Here is an 18,315-nt window from a genome sequence, read left to right on the forward strand (position 1 = left end):
CTCCCCCTCCGGGCACGCGGGCGCCCATCTCAAGTGATCAGGATGCCAGCGCTTCCTTTTGCAGTTCAAACAACTTATCAATCGCCTGCCGTGCCAGCACCAGCATGGAGTCCAGCTCTGACTGCTCGAACGGCGCACCTTCCGCAGTACCCTGAATTTCAATGAAGCCGCCTTGATCCGTCATGATCACGTTCATATCGGTTTCGGCTTCGGAGTCTTCCGGATAATCCAGATCGGCCACCGGGGTGCCTTTGTAAACACCCACGGAAACCGCTGCCACCATCTGCTTCAGTGGGGATTTTTTCAGGCGCTTGGTCGCTACCAGATGGTTCAGGGCGTCGGCCAGGGCTACGCATCCGCCGGTGATGGCGGCGGTGCGGGTGCCACCGTCAGCCTGGATGACATCACAGTCGATGGTGATGGTGTGTTCGCCCAGGGCTTTCATGTCGACGGCGGCGCGCAGGGAGCGGCCGATCAGGCGCTGGATTTCGACGGTGCGACCGCCTTGTTTGCCACGGGCGGCTTCGCGACCCATGCGGCTGCCGGTGGAGCGGGGCAGCATACCGTATTCGGCGGTAATCCAGCCTTTGCCTTCACCGCGCAGGAACGGCGGTACTTTGTTTTCCACAGAGGCGGTACAGATCACCTTGGTGTCGCCGAATTCTACCAGCACAGAACCCTCGGCGTGACGGGTGTAATTGCGGGTGATGCGGACGTCTCTGGGTTGCTCGGGCGTTCTGCCACTTGGTCGCATAATATGTCCTGTTATTGAGAATAAATGTCCGGGCTTGTGCCGGGCGGTTTCTTTGAATGGTCGGCGAGTATAACACGGTGCCTGGTCAGGGCGGGGAGGTGGCCGTTGATCTTCGATCAGGTTCGCCGCTCGGGCAGGTACCCTGTTAGACTCGATAGACACGTTTACCAGTACTGGAGCCAATATGATCCGCAGCATGACTGCTTTTGCCCGCAAGGACACCCGTGGTGATTGGGGAACCCTGACCTGTGAGATCCGGACGGTCAATCACCGTTATCTGGAGCCTTCGTTTCGTTTGCCGGAAGCCTTCCGTGAGTTGGAAAACCGCTTTCGGGAAGAACTGTATAAGAGCCTGAAACGGGGCAAGGTGGATGTGTCCATGCGCCTGCAGTCTGCGGAAAACGAGGTGCAAAGCTTCGAGATCAGCGAGGAAATGGCCAAGGCGGTGAACGAGGCGGCCAATCACGTCAACCGTATGCTGGATAATCCTGCTCACATCAATGCTCTGGATATCTTACGCTGGCCGGGTGTGCTGTCGGTGCCAGAAAAAGACTACAGTTGTGCCAAGGAGGCAGCCGCGAATTTGTTTGCGGAAACTGTGGCTGAATTGGTGAGCGTACGGGAACGAGAGGGGGAGCGCTTGCGCCCGCTGTTTGAGGATCGCCTGGCCACTATGAGTCGGCTGGTTTCTGACGTGCGTGAGCGTATGCCGGAGCTGCTGACGGCGCAGGAAAAAAACCTGCGGGAGCGTTTTGTGAAGGCCAAAGTCGAGCTGGATGCCGATCGGGTGGCCCAGGAAATGGTGATGTTGGCTCAGAAAAGCGACGTAGCCGAGGAGTTGGAGCGGTTGGACGCTCACATCAGTGAGGTAGCCGAAACCTTGCAGAATGATGACGCTATCGGCCGGCGCCTCGACTTTTTAATGCAGGAATTGAACAGGGAGGCCAATACCCTTAGCAGCAAAAGCATTGATTCCGCCGTAACCCGCGCTGCGGTAGATCTTAAGGTGCTGATCGAGCAGATGCGCGAGCAGGTGCAGAACCTGGAGTAATTGCCTGCAGGGCGGGCTATTTGCCGGCCCTGTTTATCTTTTTCTTTCGATTGTTCTTTCTGATCAACCGGCTCGATTACTCCGCAGGTTTGACGGCCAGCAGGTCGGTGCGCAGGTGCGTCAGCACTTTTTCTGCGGTATTGCCGATCACCTTGGCCGCTAATCCGGTTTTACCGGTGGTGCCGATGACCACCATGTCGGCCTTGATCTTGTTGGCAACGCTTGGGATCACCTTTTGAGCCGGCCCAGACACGATGTGGACATGCTCAGGCTTGATTTGCCAAGTGTGACAAAGATGTTCGATTTTCGGCTTCAGCGATTCTTCGCGTTTACGGGCCTGGGCGATCGGGTCAATGATGTCGAGGTCGGCCAGCACCACCGACGTATGCAGGGCATGCACTAGGTGCAGATCCGTGCTCATGACGTTAGCCAGATGCCAGGCCTGGTCAATAATCCGGTTATTCAGGGCTTTTTTAACTGGTTTGTCTGAGCTCAGATCGACCGCCGCCAGAATCGGATGGGCTTTGTTCCACTTGTTGGCCGCAACCAGCATGATCGGGGCCGGGCACTCGCGAACCAGGTGCCAGTCAGTCGGGGTATACAGAAAGGTCTCCGACCGGTTGCCGGTCTTTACCACCGCGTTGATGGTGTCCTGTTGACAGCGCGCACTGACCCATTGATGGATGTGTTTTTCCCAGACCGTGTAGGCATTGATTTTCAGATCGCCGCAATCCGCTAATGCCAGCATCTGCTCCAGCCACTGCTGCCGGTGCTCAATCAGCGCTTGTTTGGCGGTGGTCTGAACTGCCGGATCGGCCGGCAGTGCATCCAGATACTCATGCACGAACGCCACCACTTCGAGGTCAGCGCCGGTTGCCCGGGCCAGTTCGATGCCGCGACCGAGGGCGGTTTGGTGTTTGTGCTTGGGATCCATGATGATCAGGAATTTGGTCATGCTGCTAGTCCATCAGTTTTTGGTCGTTCCTATCAATACTACCAGCTGAGCGCTGCCCGGGATGCGCGGATAGGTTAAACCCCGTATAATTTCATGCTTTCTGGTCGTCAATGTCGGCCGTAAACAGAATCTCGGGGGTCAGTTAGCGATGAGTCAGGCCGGTGGGCAGGGTACCCTGTTTGTGATTTCTGCGCCCTCGGGTGCTGGTAAAACCAGCCTTGTGTCGGAGATGCTTCGACAGGATGCGCAGCTGGGGGTGTCAGTGTCTCATACCACCCGCGCACTGCGAGAGGGCGAACGAAGCGGCGTGAACTACCACTTTGTCAGCCGTGGCGAGTTCGAGGCAATGATTGCCCGTGGCGAGTTCCTGGAGCATGCCGATGTTTTCGGGAACTACTACGGTACGTCACAGGTGTGGGTGCGCGAGACTCTGGCGAGGGGGCAGGACGTCATCCTGGAAATTGACTGGCAGGGTGCCGAACAGGTGCGCCGGTTGATTCCTGAGTGCCTCAGTATTTTCATTGTGCCGCCGTCGGCACAAGTGTTGCGCGAGCGGCTGGTCGGTCGCGGTACCGACGCTCCGGAAGTAGTGGAGCGCCGGTTGTCGGAAGCTGAAGAAGAGTGCCGCCACGCCGTGGAGTTTGACTATCTGGTGGTTAATGATGATTTTAACGTGGCGCTGGCGGATTTGCTGGCCATTGTTCGCTCCCGCAGGCTGAAAATGTCGGTACAGCAGAATCGGCATAGCCGTTTGTTGGCCGGGTTGGCCGGTAGCGTGTGATTGCCGCCCAAGCTGTATACAAATTGAGCCGGGGGAAGTAGACTACTCGGTCTGCTAAATCAGTGATTCTTTTTGTCGGGGAAGATAATGGCACGAGTTACCGTTGAAGATTGTCTGGAACACGTTGATAACCGGTTCCAGCTAGTCATGCTGGCCACCAAGCGTGCGCGCCAGATTGCCACCAAGGGTTCAGAGCCAATGGTGCCGGAAGAGAACGATAAGCCAACGGTGATCGCCCTGCGCGAAATTGCCGCAGGTCTGGTCAGTCGCGATCTTCTCAATGAAGATGACGACGAGTAAAAATGACTGACGGGGATGCGTAGAAATACCTGTCAGTTATGAAGAAGCATTGAAATCTGTCTCAGCAGTTTATAGTGTATCGATATAAGCCTGCTGGAAGGACAAGGAAAAGCCCGGATGGATGCATTCGGGCTTTTTTTGTCTTTGACGTACAGAAGAAAGGTTGGGGGCGCGGTGTCAGCAGTAGAAGCGACGGTCGAAGAGCTGGCCAAAGAGCTTAGCTCATATCTGGATACCAATCGCATCAATCAGGTGCGAAGGGCCTACTATTACGCCGAACAAGCCCACGAAGGGCAAATGCGCAAAAGCGGCGACCGTTACATCACCCATCCGCTAGCCGTTGCCCACATTTTGGCCGAACTCAGGCTGGACCATCAAAGCCTGATGGCCGCGATGCTCCACGATGTGATTGAAGATACCGGCATCCCCAAGGATGCGTTATCTGAGCAATTCGGAGATGACGTCGCGCAGCTGGTGGACGGCGTGTCCAAGCTCACCCAGATTGAATTCCGCTCCCGGGCCGAGGCCCAGGCGGAGAATTTCCAGAAAATGACGCTGGCCATGGCCAAGGACATCCGGGTAATTCTGGTCAAGCTGGCGGACCGCTTGCACAACATGCGTACTTTGGGCCCCATGCCCTACGAGAAACGCCAGCGCATCGCCACCGAAACTCTTGACATTTATGCCCCGATTGCCAACCGGTTGGGTATGCACTCTATCTCCACCGAGCTGGAAGACCTCGGGTTTTGCGCCCTTTACCCCATGCGCGCCAAGTACATCTCCAAGGCGGTGGAGCAACTGCGAGGTAGTCACCGGGAAATCATTGACGACATTCGCAGTAAACTCCAGGAAAAACTGGAAGAGCGAGGTCTCCCCGGGCGCATTCTTGGTCGTGAAAAACACCTGAATTCCATCTACAACAAGATGAAGTTCAAACAGAAATCTTTCCATGAAATTATGGACGTGTACGCCTTCCGCATCATCACGGACTCGGAAGACGAGTGCTACCGCATTCTTGGCGCTGTCCACAGTCTGTACAAACCGCTCCCGGGCCGATTCAAAGACTACATTGCCATGCCCAAGGCCAATGGCTACCAGTCCTTGCACACTACCCTGTTCGGCATGCACGTGAACATCGAGATCCAGATCCGCACCGAGGAGATGGAGCATATTGCCAATAACGGTATTGCGGCCCATTGGATGTACAAGCATGACGAGCCCGGCGTCACCAACATCAATCAGTCCAGAGTCGACCGTTGGGTGGAAGGGCTGATGGAAATGCGGGAACGGGCGGATGACTCCATGGAGTTCATCGAGCATGTAAAAGTCGATCTGTTCCCGGATGAAATCTACGTGTTCACCCCCAAGGGTCGCATTATGGAGCTGCCCAGCGGCGCTACCCCGGTGGATTTCGCCTATGCGATTCATACCGACATCGGCAACGCCTCGGTTGCCTGCCGCATCAATCGCAACCTGGCGTCGTTGAGCCAGCCGCTGCAAAGCGGTCAGACCGTTGAGGTGATCACCGCACCCGGCGCCAAGCCCAACCCGGCCTGGCTTAGCTTTGTGGTGACCGGTAAGGCCCGAAGCAGCATTCGCCACGTACTGAAAACCCGCAAACGGGCGGAGTCCATGGAACTGGGGCGCGCTTTGCTCAAGAAGTCTTTGAAAGGTTTTGACGCCAGGCTTGCCGACATCAGTGACGCCCAGAAGCAATCGGTGGTGAATCACAATCAGGTGAACAGTTTTGATGATCTGATCAGTGATATTGGTCTTGGCAATCGCATGGCTTATCTGGTTGCGCGCCAGCTGGTGTCAGGCAACGAATCACTGGACGTGCCCGCGAACCTGGAGAACGTCGAGGGCGCTAAGCAGGGCGCGGTGACCATTCGTGGCACCGAAGGTTTGCTGGTCAAGTTTGCCAATTGCTGCAAGCCTATTCCGGGAGATCCGGTGCTGGGTGTGATGGATTCTGGCAATGGCATGGTGATTCATTCGGATACCTGCTCAAGACTGCCAGAAGACGGCGACGCCCGGGCGCGGCTGACCCATCTGAAATGGGCCAAGGACATCACCGACGAGTTCTCTGTTGAACTACGTGTGGAGCTTGAACGCCAGCGCGGGGTAATTGCCGAAGTGGCCAATGCGGTGGCGATGGCCGATGGCAACATCGAACGGATCGGCGTTGAAGATCAGAATGCCAAATTCGGAATTGTCAGCCTGGTGGTGCACGTACACGGTCGCAGACACCTGGCCAGGGTCATGCGCCGGGTGCGGAATGTCCGTGCGGTTACCCATATCAGCCGCGTTCGCCACTGAGTAGACCCAGGTATGGTTGACAGCTGCTGTGGCCAAGGGTGACGATTGGCGTTTTGGACGAGAGGAAATTGCACGCCATGACCAACAAATCTGTTATCCAGACCGAAAACGCCCCTCAGGCGATCGGAACCTACTCTCAGGCAGTCAAAGCCGGAGACACCGTGTATCTGTCTGGCCAGATTCCCCTGGATCCGGCAACTATGGAAGTGGTGCCTGGCGATTTCGCTGCCAAGACGCGCCGAGTGTTCGAAAACCTCAAGGCTGTGTGTGAAGCTTCTGGTGGTGAGCTCAAGGATATCGTCAAGCTGAATATCTACATGACCGACCTGGCCAACTTTGCCACGGTGAACGAAATCATGGCGACCTACTTTCAGGAACCTTACCCGGCGCGAGCTGCCGTCGGTGTGGCAGCTCTGCCAAAGGGTGTGCCGGTGGAAATGGAAGCGGTGATGGTGCTCAGCTGAGGTTGCTGATCATCTCCCGGTACCCTGCGCGATAGTCGGGGTACCGGAACTCAAACCCGCCGGCAAGCAATCGCTGGTTACGGCACCGCTTACTCCCCGCCCTGCCGCCTTTTCTGGCGCTGTCTACGGGTTCTTTACACGGCAGTTGTTGCCGAACCCATGCCACCACGTCATCCAGCCGAACCGGTTCACAATCAGTGGCGACGTATAGAGTCTCGATCGTCTTATCTGCCAGCGCCTGCTCGCTCAGCCAGGCGACCACTCTGACGGCGTCCTGCTCGTGTATCCGGTTGCTGAAAGGTGCTGGTGGTTGGGGATTCATTCGCCCTTCGAGCACCTCTTCCAGAAACCGCTGCCGGGTAGGCCCGTAAATGCCGCTGAATCGCACAACGGTGGCCGGGTGGATGCTGTTGAGGGCGGTCTGCTCACCCTGCAGAATGTGCTGACCGGTAAAGCGGTCGGGTTCGGCGGGGCTGGTTTCGTCGACCCAGCTGTCATCATCCTGAGCGTAAACGCTGGTACTGCTGATAAAGATCAGTCTGGTCAGTGGCTTGTCACCGATGGCTTCGAGTAGATTCTGTAATCCTGCGACATAGGCGTTGTGATAGCCCTGCTCGTCATAACTGGACGGTGTCAGGCAATAGATCACGATGTCCAGCTGGCCCGGCAGTTTGCCGTCCAGGGTCGCAGGATCGGTCAGATCGGCACCAAGCCCGATTATGCCCTCCGGTACCTGGTCTGGATTACGGCGCAGGCCGTACACCTTGCTGTTATGGCTCAGGGCCTTCGCGATGTCGCCACCCAGCTTGCCGCAGCCGGCCACCAGAATTCGTGCAGATTGCTTGCGATCGGTCATTGCCATAGACAATTTCAATCCTTATGCTTTCGCTGATAAAGTATGTGAAACTTCGACTCGCACCCATTGTCCGGAGCGCACCATGACACTCACCGAGTTACGATACGTCGTTACGCTTGCCCGGGAAAGGCATTTTGGCCGTGCGGCAGAGCGTTGTCACGTCAGCCAGCCCACTCTGAGTGTGGCGGTCAAGAAGTTGGAAGAAGAGTTGGGTATCCCATTATTTGAGCGAAGCAAAAGCAGCATCCGTGTCACTGAAGTGGGTCAGCGCATCATTGACCAGGCCCAGCGGGTGCTGGATCAGGTGGGCGTCATCAAAGACATGGCTCAGGATGGCAAGAACCAGCTGAACTCACCACTGAAAGTGGGGGCCATTTACACCATCGGGCCCTATTTGTTTCCGCACCTGCTGCCGCAATTGCGCCGTGCCGCGCCGGAAATGCCGCTGTATATCGAAGAAAACTACACCGCCAGCCTGCGCCAGAAACTGCGACATTCCGATCTGGACGCCATCATTATCGCGCTGCCATTTGAAGAGCCGGAAGTGGTTACCCTGCCGCTCTACGATGAACCGTTCGTGGTACTGCTGCCGGCGGATCATGCGTTGGCCCATAACGATGAAATAACGCCCGAACAACTGTCTAAAGAGCAGCTGTTGTTGCTGGGTCCGGGTCACTGTTTCCGGGATCAGGTGCTCGAGTCCTGTCCGCCGCTGGTCGATGCCATCACCAAACGGGTTGACCATGGCACCCCGGAGCTGGTCACCGAGGGCAGCTCGCTGGAAACCATCCGCCACATGGTGGCCTCCGGTCTCGGCATCACGGTGCTGCCGTTGTCGGCTGCGACGGGCATGAAGTATCAGGAGGACATTCTGGTGGTGCGACCGTTTGCAGCGCCGGTACCGTTCCGGACAGTCGCACTGGCTTGGCGCGTCACCTTTCCGCGACCCAAAGCCATTGACGTGCTGTCGCTGGCGGCCAGCCAATGCCGGGTGATCGAACGGGCCACAACCGAAACGCCAGTGGTCGCTCAGCGCGCCTGAGGGCTTTTATGACGTCATTGGATGACATTCCGGTTACCCAGCTCAAGGGCGTAGGAAGCGCCCTCGCGGAGACGCTCGCCAAACTGAGCATCCATTCTGTACAGGACTTGCTGTTCCACCTTCCCTATCGGTACGAAGATCGCACCCGTGTGGTGCCCATGGGCAGCCTGCGCATAGGCGACATTGCGGTGGTTGAAGGCGAGGTGATGAAAACCGATTTGGTCATGGGCCGCCGTCGCTCGCTGCAGGTAACGCTGCGGGATGACAGTGGCTTTCTGGTGATGCGCTTTTTCCACTTTAATGCAGCCCAGAAAAACCAGCTGGCGGAAGGCGCGAGCGTCCGCTGCTTTGGTGAGGTGCGACCTGGCCGGGCCGGTTATGAATTCTACCATCCGGAATATCAAGTTAGCCCGCCGCCGATGCCGGCTGCCGGTGAGGCAACCCTGACCCCGGTGTACCCGCTGACCGAGGGTATCCAGCAACCCAGAGTGCGAGGTTTGTGCCAGCAGGCGCTGGGCTACCTGGAGCGTTTTCCGATCCGGGACTGGTTGCCACCGGATTTACTGACGGACTACCAGCTGCCCGGCATCACCGAGGCGGTCAGGCTGGTGCACTTGCCGCCGGCAGGCTCACCGGTGCATTTGTTGGTAGAGGGCCGCCACCCGGCCCAGCAGCGGCTGGTGATGGAAGAATTACTGGCCCATCAGCTCAGCCTGCTGCGGGTTCGCCAGCAAATCCAGGCCCGCCAGGCGTTGCCATTACTGCCGACCGGCGATCTGCCGGAACGGTTCCTTGAGCAACTGCCTTTCAAACTCACCGGTGCGCAAAAGCACGTGGTGCAGGACATCCGCCAGGACCTCAGTCAGCCAGTGCCGATGTTGCGCCTGGTGCAGGGCGATGTCGGCTCTGGTAAAACCGTGGTTGCCGCGCTGGCGGCGTTGCAGGCGCTGGGCTCCGGGGCGCAAGTGGCGCTGATGGCGCCGACCGAGATTCTGGCGGAGCAACACTTTCGCAATTTTCAGGATTGGCTGGAGCCTCTGGGCGTTACGCTTGCCTGGTTGTCGGGCAAGGTCAAAGGCAGGGCTCGGCAAGAAGCGCTGGCGGCTGTGGCCGAGGGTCGTGCCCAAGTGGCCATCGGTACCCACGCATTGTTTCAGGACGAGGTGCAATTCCAGCGCCTGGCCCTGGTGATTGTCGATGAGCAGCACCGCTTTGGTGTGCATCAACGCCTGGCCCTCAGAGAAAAGGGTGTTGGCGGCAGCCTGGCCCCCCATCAGCTGATCATGACAGCCACGCCGATCCCCAGAACCCTGGCCATGAGCGCCTATGCCGATCTGGATACCTCTGTGATTGACGAATTGCCCCCAGGACGCAAGCCCATCGAAACCATCGTGTTGCCGGACAGCCGTCGTGATGACATCGTCGAGCGGGTGCGCGGCGCTTGCCAGACCGGCCGCCAGGCCTACTGGGTCTGCACCTTGATTGAGGAGTCTGAAGCCCTGCAGTGTCAGGCGGCAGAGGTGACCGCGCAGGAATTGTCAAAACGACTGCCGGAGCTCAAAATTGGCCTGGTACATGGTCGCCTGAAAGCCCAGGACAAAGTCGATGTAATGGCGCGCTTCAAATCCGGAGAGCTCGACCTGCTGGTGGCCACCACCGTGATTGAGGTAGGCGTGGATGTACCCAACGCCTCGCTGATCATCGTCGAAAACCCGGAGCGCCTGGGTCTGGCTCAGTTACATCAACTGCGAGGTCGGGTTGGCCGGGGCGAACAGGCCAGTTTTTGTGTGTTGATGTACCATCCGCCACTGTCCAACAACGGCAAAGCCAGACTGCAGGCGTTGAGAGACAGTCAGGACGGTTTTTTTATTGCTGAGAAAGATCTTGAAATCCGGGGCCCGGGAGAGGTGCTGGGCACGCGCCAAACCGGCTTGATGCAGTTCCGGCTGGCGGACTTCGAACGGGATAAGGGCTGGATAGAGCCCGTCAAAGAAATGGCGCCCGGACTGATGAAGCAGCCAAAAGCAGTCGACGCCCTGATCCGCCGCTGGCTCGGAGAAAACATCCGCTACGGTGAAGTGTGAATCTGTCATGCTGTGCCGGCAGAATGTCGTGCTCTAGGCCACTAAATCAGAGTTGCTGTCTTGATAATGCCTGCGAAATGCAGCCAAATAGATTTTGAACATTCATTCGGAGATCGTTATGGAACTGCCCGTTGTGGTTCAACAAGCTCTTGGCGACAATGCCGCCGGTGTGTCATTGCGGAGTGTTGACCAGGTTCAGCCGCATCATCTGTTGCGAATGGTTTTGCTGAACGACAGCGAGGGTAATCTGCAGGCCATCTGCCGGCGCGATGACATGCTCGATCTTGAAGCGTTGAACAAGCACCTGGGGCGTGACTTGAGAATGATGCAACGTCGCGAGCAGGTGCGGGTCCGCCAGCGGTCCGGGCTGCAGGAATTACCGGCGCTGCCCTCGTTAACCGGTTGGCCGACGGTTGTTGATCAGCGTGTTGATCAACTGGAATCTGTTGCTCTGGAGCTGACCGATCAGAAGCTGGCCATCGTTATGCCGGTGGTGGATTTTGTTCAGCTGACCACCAAGGCGGACCGCTTCGATTTTGCGGTAGAGACCAGCTCCATCTCAGTTAACCTGAGCAATCACGGCGCCGATCGTGATCAGCTGCATTCTGCCATCAAGAAGTTTACCAGTCTGCGTATACAGCAGCGCCTGGAAGACACGCTGGAGTTGCCGCCGTTGCCTGAAACCGCCCAGCGCATCATTCATCTTCGGGTTAATCCGAACGCGGTGATGGGTGATCTTGTGGATGTTGTTGAGAGTGATCCCAGCCTGGCCGCCCAGGTGGTCAGTTGGGCTTCCTCATCTTTCTACGCCGCTGCAGGGCAGGTGCGCTCAGTTCACGATGCGGTCTCTCGGGTGTTGGGCTTTGACCTGGTGATGAACCTGGCAATGGGTCTGGCCTTGGGCCGCGCGCTCAAGCATCCGAAGGACCACCCCGACGGTTACGTGGACTACTGGCAGCAGGCTATCTGGCAGGCCCAGTCGGCAGGCATCCTTGCCAGCATGATGCCCCGAGGCAAGCGCCCCCTGTTTGGTCTGGCCTATCTGGCGGGGTTGCTGCACAACTTTGGCCATCTGGTCCTGGCCCAGGTGTTCCCGCCGCACTTCAAGCTGGTGTGCCGCTCGCTGGAAGTGAACCCTCACATCGACTCCAGCGTAATCGAGCAATATCTGCTGGGCATCACCCGTGAGCAGATTGCCGCTCAGTTGATGGAAAACTGGGGCATGCCGGATGAAGTGACTCTGGCCATTCGCTACCAGAAGAATCCGGCCTACGATGGACCTGAAAAAATTTATTCACGCCTGCTTTGGCTAGGGCGCCAGCTGTTGACGGCGCGAGGGGTTGCCCTGGGCGCTGGCGAACCTGTGGGTCAGGCTTTCTATGACGAGCTGGGCCTGAATCGAGAGGCGGTCGAAGAGCAATTTGACGAGTTGGTCAACAGCAAAGACAGCATCATGGCAATGGCTGGCATGATGGGTCAGCATTAACAATCAAGCCGGTCTGGTTAATCGAACCGATGATGCCGGATAGCCGTTGCCGCCCGGCGCACTTCATCGGAATGCGCCTGTTCCACCGCAAAACGTTCTTTATCCATTTTTTGCACAAACTTGGTGTCGGTGCCTTGCCGTGCGCGATGAGTGGGCATGTGCTGAATCTTGTCGTGAACCACCTGGAACACCCGGTAGGGTGATTTTTCCAGCAACTCCGGCGCAACATAATCCAGCAGTCCTTTCAGACGCAGACACGCCTCCGAGTACTCCACCTGATCTTCCTCTACCGCCATGGCAATGATGCGGATGCTCTCGATCATCTCGTCCCGGCGTTTGGCCTGGAACTCGTCAGTTTTCTTCTGACGCAAGCGGTGCTCAGAAATGGCCTTGCTCTGGCGCCAGATGAAGTACAGCAATACTGCGATAGCCACCAGGCCGATGGCTATGATGACCAGTTGTAGCCCTCTGGGCATGTTGGGTCTCCCATTTCAGAATGAGTTACGCCGGTTCGCGTTGAGCCTCAGTTTGCCAGACTTTGACCTCCACTACCTGACCATTTAACACTGACGTGCCAGAAACCGGGTCAACCTCGGCGTCGTCCAGCACATCATTGATGCTGGCTCCGGCATGGGCACTGGCAACAGATTGACCGGTGCCCGGGCGGTCGTGGCCCCAACCGTGGGGAATGGAGACCACACCCGGCATGATATCCTCAGTAATTTCGACGGGTAATACCACCGAGCGGCCACCGGAAAAGATCTGTGCTTGCTTGCCATCCGAAAGATTTTGTTTGGCGGCGTCTTCCGGATGAATCATCAATGTGCAGCGGTTCTTGCCTTTAACCAAGCGCTTGCTGTTGTGCATCCACGAGTTGTTGCTGCGAACGTGGCGGCGACCAATCAGACGTAGGCCGTTACTCGGTGGTTGCTCCAGCAGCGCCTTCAGTCGCTCCACGTCGGCCAGATAGCGGCGTGGCGCGAGCTGGACTTTGCCATCCCGGGTAAACAGACGGTCAGGTAGGCTCGGTTGCAGCGGGCCCAGGTCCACCCCACTTGGGTAATCCTTGAGAGTGGACAGCGACAAGCCTTTGGGTAGATTCTGCCAGCGCCGGTTCAGCGGGCTGAGTTTCACCAGACTTTGCAGTGGGTGACGCTTGGGCAGAATGCCCATGATCAGGTCAAGTGCCGGCTGAACCAGCTTACTGGCTTTGCCCAGGTTGGCGCCATAAGGGCCGGTTCGCAGCATGACATCCAGAATTGGGTCTGGCCCGAGTCGTTTGAAAGCTTGCCAGCCCAGCTCGGCACGCCAGGGCAGGCGGCCACCTTTGCGCGCCTGCTCCAGTCGGTGGGCCAGTTCCAGCAAAATCTGCCAGTCGTGACGGGTTTCGGAGCCCGGCTCAAACAGCGCCTCACTATATTTGGCGACGTTGCGAACGGCAAACAGGCTGAAAATCAGGTCGTAATGGCTGCGCTCCAGGGCGGCGGTTGGTGGCAGGATGACATCTGCATGGCGGGTGGTTTCATTGAGGTAGTAATCCACTGACACCATGAAGTCCAGGCCCTCCAGTGCCTGGTCCAGGCGTTGGCCGTTGGGGCTCGACAGCACCGGGTTGCCGGCAACCGTCACAAAGGCGCGTACCTGGCCTTCGCCGGTGGTCAGGATTTCGTCCGCCATGGTGCTGGCGGGGTATTCGCCGGCAAACTCCGGCAGCTTCCTCACCCGGCTGTGGCGCTTGCCGAAATGCCCGCTCTGGCCCGACATGGCCCCAAGCGCGACCAGATCGACTGCCGGCTGAGTGAACAGCACCCCACCCGGAATATCCAGCTTGCCGGTAAGAATGTTCAGGCAATACGCCAGCCAGGTGGTGGTGCCACCGAAGGCCTGGGTGCTGGTGCCCATGCGGGTGTACAACGCCGCTTTTCGGGTGCCGGCCAGGTCTCTGGCCAGTTGGCGGATAGCCTCGGCGGATAGACCGGTGTGCTCTGCCACGGCGTCGGGCGCAAAGCTGAGACAGGCCAGGTGCAGCAGGTCAACATCCCTGATCAGCCGCTCGGCGGCCCCGGGGTTAACCAGTTTTTCGTCAAACAGGGTGTACACCATCGCCATTAACACCAGAGCATCGGTGCCCGGTCGAACAAAGTGAAACTCATCCGCCAGCTTTGCCGTCTCGGTTCGGCGAGGGTCAATCACCACCAGCTTGCCGCTCCGTTGCTTGAGCGCTTTCAGACGCCCACGAATATCCGGCACCGTCATCAGGCTGCCGTTAGAGGCCATCGGGTTGGCGCCAATGCAGATGAACAGGTCGGTGTTGTCGATATCCGGAATCGGGAACAGAATTTGATGTCCGAACATTTCCAGGCTTGCCAGCATGTGCGGCAACTGGTCATTGGAGGTGGCCGAGAACCGGTTCTGGGTGCCGATGGCCCGCAGGAACGGCAGGGTGGTCATCAGGGCACCGTGATTGTGCACGTTGGGGTTGCCCAGATAGACACCAACGCTGTTTTTACCATGCTCGCTGCGCACTTGGTGCAAGCGGCTGGCGACCAGGTCAAAAGCCTCATCCCAGGACATCTCTTGCCAGCCGTCGGCGGTTTTTCGCACCGGCTTGCGCAACCGCTCCGGATCCTCATGCAAATCTTGCAGAGCCACGGCCTTCGGGCAGATATGGCCCTGGCTTAAGGGGTCCTGCTCGTCACCCTTGATGGAGGCGATCTTGCCCTTCTGCACTTCGATGGCGACGCCACACATGGCTTCGCAGAGGTGACAGGTGCGGTAGTGAATGCCGTTTTGCATGAAGGCTCTCCCGGGTTTGTTGTTTTTAGGTTTCAAGTTGCAACCAGATTATCAGGAAATGGCCGCCAGGTGAAAGAAAGGATAATGGCTGGGCAAAATCACACATAAAGAGGCCAGCTCAAAGGCTGGCCTCTTTATGTCGGTATGTCTTCCAAGGCAGGGATTACTGCTCGACAGGGATCTCTTTGATCGGGTTGGAGATGAAGTTAAGGTAAATGCCGCCTTCAGGAATGAACAGAGGGATCAGCACGGCCCCGGAGTTCTCGGTTGACCCGTCCAAGAGGTTCTCGCAGGCGGAGGTGTTGCCGAACAGCAACCCCCCCAGGCAACTGACAAGTTCAATGCCGGAATCGATGATCGCGGTTTCCGTACTGACCAGCACATTGATTTCCGGCGCGTTCTTGCTGCGCTGTTCAATCTGCATTCGGCCGTCGTCAAAGAAGGTAATAGGGCCATCTAGGTCGAGGGTAATAGGCAGGCTGTACAGGTTGTGTTGCAGCACGCCCTGCAGCGGCACTGTCAGGTTGGGCGCATCCAGGGTCAGCTCGGCGGTAGTTTTGAATAGTGGCCCACCGTTGTCATCTTCAATGATGATGCCTTCGATCAAACCGTCCCGACGCCCCTCAGTGCCCTCGCTGTACCTCATTCTCAGTACCTGAGGGCCGGTAACCTGATCACCCAGTCCGTCCAGCACAACCGTCGCAGAGGTCGCGGCCAGCATGGTCGGGTAGAGCAGGATTCTGACCCCTTTTCTGTTGGTTTCCGGGTCAATCGCAGTGCCCGCCACTTCCGCATTCAGGCCGTAGGTCTGATAGATGAATTTGTCTCGGGGGCAATCGCCAGAGGTATCAGCAGCACAGCCTACGGCCGCTCCGGCGGGAGCACCCAGCACTGTAGCCTGCTTGTTTTCAACAAGAAGCTTCGCAGAGTTTTCGGAGGGCAAGAAGCCGCCCATACCATCGCTCTCGTGATTAAACGGCTCCAGGCAGCCTTCGCCACCGAGGGTGGGACAGTCGATCACAAAGTTCGAGTTGGTATCCCGGACCGGCAGGTTTCTCAGCGGTGTGAAAACCGAGGTTATGGCTTCCGAGCCCCGGAAATAGATCGTCATGTCCGGACCACCAATGGTTTCCGGGTTAACCAGCAAATCGGTCTTCAGGGGGAAGCCGCCCCCCAGTTCCGAGCAAATCGCAGCAGCGCAATCGCCCTCAGCGGTCGACGAACGTAGCGTGTAGCGATAGAAGCTGCCAACCTCCCAGGGCTGGTCCGGAAAGAAACGGATACGTTGATTGTTTTTCTCGATGCGGCCGCTAACGATGTCGCCCTCGCCGATGGCGGTTGAGGCGTCACTGATTTTCTCCACAACCAGGGTGTCGCTGTTGATGGTGCCCGCTTGCATGGACTGTGAGAACGCCACGGCAATCGGCCGGTCCCTGGGCATGTCTGCGATCGGGAGCAGATCACCCGCCGGACCACCCGGCGCTGCATCCAGGCACTGGCCGTGGGTTCCGGCGTTCAGGTCCACCGCCGTGGTGACACAGGGGAACCCGGGATAGGTGGTCAGTGCGATGGGTGAGCGTTTCTCGACGCCGGCGTCTTCGTCTCCGGTGGAGGTCATTACGAATTCAAGGTCGGCGAATACCGCCGGATTGCCGGCAATGTCGGTTAACCCGCTCGCCGCTACCCGATAGGCCGCGCCATGCTTCAGGCCACCTTTGGGATTGATGACCAAGGTCGTACCATCCAGCCTGGTTTCCAGATCGGTGACTGGAACTCCGCTTTCCAGCATGATGACGCCACCGGGCACTGAGGCGGGGTCCAGTGGCTCGTCGAAGTTAAGCACCACCGGGTCACCCGGGCGCTGCATGGACTGGCGGGTTTCGGGTACAGCATTGGCCGGGCCGGGCATCCAGCTCACCAGTTGTGGCGGGGTGATATCCAGCTCTCGCAACATGTCCGCATCCAGCACAGAGTCCACATCCGTGGCGGCCTGCAGGTGAAACGCAATGGTGGAGTCGGTGAACTCCTGGCCCAGGAGATTAGGTTCAACCATGCCTATGGCATCGATGGTCAGCACGCCATCCTGAACCAGCGCAATGCCCCGGAGTTCCACGCCCAGCAGATCCTGAGACAAAGACGCATTCGGCTGCGCCTCTTCGGTGTTCATGGACACGTCCATAAACAAGGTGATGTGGCGGGGTGCGTTCAGGTCATCGGTATATGGGTTCGGACTCATGTAACCGGAGGCATCCGACAACAGGGTGACTTTGATGTTGCCGGTCGTCTGCAGCTGGTTAGTGGTTGCGTTGAGAATGGGCACTTCGCCACCGATGCGGACATTCAGGCTGGTGCTGTTCAGAACGCTGCCCTTCGGCACCCTCAGTGGCAGCGCTTCGTCCGCCCGGAAGGCAGGAGCGAAAGCCAGTTCCGCATACAGGTCGCCGGTTTGTTGCGACGGGCCAGCTACGCCCTGAAGGACCGAATTCAGGGTGACGCCGTTGATGATCTGGCCGTTGAGGACAGACTTGGTGGCCGCGTCAGGATCGGTCGCCGAGAGCAGTCCTGAGTCTACGGCGGTCTGTTGCAGAACCACGGTGGGGCCGGTATCCCGGGGCTGGAAACTGAACTCTTGGCTAAAGCGCTCACCGTCCGGGCCATTGGTCAGGCTCGGCAGGTTGGTCACCTTGAGGGTGTAAGTTTCTCCGGCTTCTAGCACATCGGCCTTGCTGCCACAGTCTTCCGGTTGCGCCGTGACACACGGATCGACGGTAATCCGGTTACCTTTGACCAGCAGGGTTGAAGGCACTGCCTGGCCATCCGGCCCCAGCAGCTCAATGGTGCCGCCAAGCCTCTGCCAGTCCGGGTGTACCGGATGGGTCATGGCCAGCCGGAAGGTGGAAAAGTTCATTACCTGAAATGGGCCGGCCTGATCCGGCACTTGCCAGGCAACCCGGAAGGTTGTATCCGTATTGGCAAGGTCTGCGATGGGGGTGAAGTGGCCTCGGGTATCGAACTGAATGCCGGGTTCGCCGACGGCGCTGCGTGTCTCGATGGTTCGGCCACCCTCAGCGATGAGCGGTTGCTCGAAGGTGACTGAATAGCGGGTTCGATGGTCGAGCGTCTTGGCTGGCTCAAGCTTCAGGCTTTTGCCACCGTCAATTTTCGCGACGGTAAAGTCGTGAGCCGCGCCTCCTGAGTCAAGACGGATTTTCTCGTAAAGCGTCGTCTCATCATCCGTGATGGCGTGGGAAAAGCGCAGCACCAAATCGGTTTTCGGACTGACATCGGCCTGTCCGTCCATCGGGAAGGAATACACCACCGAACCGGGGATAGTGCGCTCACTGACAGTCTGTTCATCACTTCCGCCGCAGGCGCCGAGCAGTATGGCGGGTACGAGAACCAGTGTTTTATTGTATTTCATGGCCGG

14 protein-coding genes are annotated in these 18,315 nt (G+C 58.1%); 8 read left to right on the forward strand and 6 right to left on the reverse strand.

Annotated features, from left to right (window positions below; genetic code table 11):
• Positions 1–37: 37 nt before the first annotated feature.
• Entirely contained in the window at positions 38–754 is a 717-nt protein-coding gene (rph, locus tag C7H08_RS02465; RefSeq protein ID WP_106670157.1) for a ribonuclease PH, read from the reverse strand.
• A gap of 184 nt (positions 755–938) precedes the next feature.
• On the opposite strand from rph, the gene C7H08_RS02470 reads away from it, so the two are divergent.
• Positions 939–1,805: a YicC/YloC family endoribonuclease gene (locus C7H08_RS02470; protein ID WP_106670158.1), complete on the forward strand. Its 867-nt coding sequence runs from the start codon at positions 939–941 to the stop codon at positions 1,803–1,805.
• Positions 1,806–1,881: 76 nt separating this feature from the next.
• Here the strand turns inward: C7H08_RS02470 and C7H08_RS02475 are convergent, their stop codons facing one another.
• Positions 1,882–2,760, reverse strand: a complete 879-nt coding sequence (locus C7H08_RS02475) for a universal stress protein (RefSeq protein ID WP_106670159.1) — start codon at positions 2,758–2,760, stop codon at positions 1,882–1,884.
• Positions 2,761–2,908: 148 nt separating this feature from the next.
• On the opposite strand from C7H08_RS02475, the gene gmk reads away from it, so the two are divergent.
• The 4 genes from gmk to C7H08_RS02495 all read left to right on the forward strand — a co-directional run bounded on the left by gmk (position 2,909) and on the right by C7H08_RS02495 (position 6,624).
• A complete protein-coding gene (gene gmk, locus C7H08_RS02480; RefSeq protein WP_106670160.1) occupies positions 2,909–3,541 on the forward strand; it encodes a guanylate kinase in 633 nt (210 codons plus the stop codon).
• Between the two features lie 87 nt (positions 3,542–3,628).
• Positions 3,629–3,841: a DNA-directed RNA polymerase subunit omega gene (rpoZ, locus tag C7H08_RS02485; protein WP_106670161.1), complete on the forward strand. Its 213-nt coding sequence runs from the start codon at positions 3,629–3,631 to the stop codon at positions 3,839–3,841.
• A gap of 174 nt (positions 3,842–4,015) precedes the next feature.
• Positions 4,016–6,160 (forward strand): RelA/SpoT family protein, encoded by a 2,145-nt coding sequence (locus tag C7H08_RS02490; protein WP_106670258.1) that lies wholly within the window; start codon positions 4,016–4,018, stop codon positions 6,158–6,160.
• Positions 6,161–6,237: 77 nt separating this feature from the next.
• Positions 6,238–6,624: a RidA family protein gene (locus tag C7H08_RS02495; protein WP_106670162.1), complete on the forward strand. Its 387-nt coding sequence runs from the start codon at positions 6,238–6,240 to the stop codon at positions 6,622–6,624.
• Here C7H08_RS02495 and C7H08_RS02500 read toward each other — a convergent pair.
• Positions 6,617–7,486 (reverse strand): NAD-dependent epimerase/dehydratase family protein, encoded by an 870-nt coding sequence (locus C7H08_RS02500; protein WP_106670163.1) that lies wholly within the window; start codon positions 7,484–7,486, stop codon positions 6,617–6,619. The two genes, C7H08_RS02495 and C7H08_RS02500, sit on opposite strands and share 8 nt — an antisense overlap.
• A 76-nt stretch (positions 7,487–7,562) precedes the next feature.
• Here C7H08_RS02500 and C7H08_RS02505 point away from each other — a divergent pair, with 76 nt between their 5' ends.
• The 3 genes from C7H08_RS02505 (at position 7,563) to C7H08_RS02515 (ending at position 12,092) form a co-directional block, all read left to right on the forward strand.
• Entirely contained in the window at positions 7,563–8,522 is a 960-nt protein-coding gene (locus C7H08_RS02505) for a hydrogen peroxide-inducible genes activator (protein ID WP_106670164.1), read from the forward strand.
• An 8-nt stretch (positions 8,523–8,530) separates the two neighbouring features.
• The gene (gene recG / locus C7H08_RS02510; RefSeq protein ID WP_106670165.1) at positions 8,531–10,606 is read left to right on the forward strand and encodes an ATP-dependent DNA helicase RecG; all 2,076 of its coding nucleotides are present in this window, start codon (positions 8,531–8,533) and stop codon (positions 10,604–10,606) included.
• Positions 10,607–10,724: 118 nt separating this feature from the next.
• Positions 10,725–12,092, forward strand: coding sequence for an aminoacyl-tRNA deacylase and HDOD domain-containing protein (locus C7H08_RS02515; RefSeq protein ID WP_106670166.1), 1,368 nt, complete (start codon positions 10,725–10,727; stop codon positions 12,090–12,092).
• Between the two features lie 17 nt (positions 12,093–12,109).
• Here C7H08_RS02515 and C7H08_RS02520 read toward each other — a convergent pair whose 3' ends face one another.
• The 3 genes from C7H08_RS02520 to C7H08_RS02530 form a co-directional block, all read right to left on the reverse strand.
• A complete protein-coding gene (locus tag C7H08_RS02520; protein ID WP_106670167.1) occupies positions 12,110–12,568 on the reverse strand; it encodes a DUF2489 domain-containing protein in 459 nt (152 codons plus the stop codon).
• A 25-nt stretch (positions 12,569–12,593) separates the two neighbouring features.
• Positions 12,594–14,888: a molybdopterin oxidoreductase family protein gene (locus C7H08_RS02525; protein WP_106670168.1), complete on the reverse strand. Its 2,295-nt coding sequence runs from the start codon at positions 14,886–14,888 to the stop codon at positions 12,594–12,596.
• 163 nt (positions 14,889–15,051) lie between these two features.
• On the reverse strand, positions 15,052–18,309 hold the full coding sequence (locus tag C7H08_RS02530) for an Ig-like domain-containing domain (protein ID WP_106670169.1): 3,258 nt from the start codon (positions 18,307–18,309) through the stop codon (positions 15,052–15,054).
• Positions 18,310–18,315 lie beyond the last annotated feature (6 nt).

This window comes from Marinobacter halophilus (genome assembly GCF_003007685.1).
Taxonomy (GTDB): domain Bacteria; phylum Pseudomonadota; class Gammaproteobacteria; order Pseudomonadales; family Oleiphilaceae; genus Marinobacter; species Marinobacter halophilus.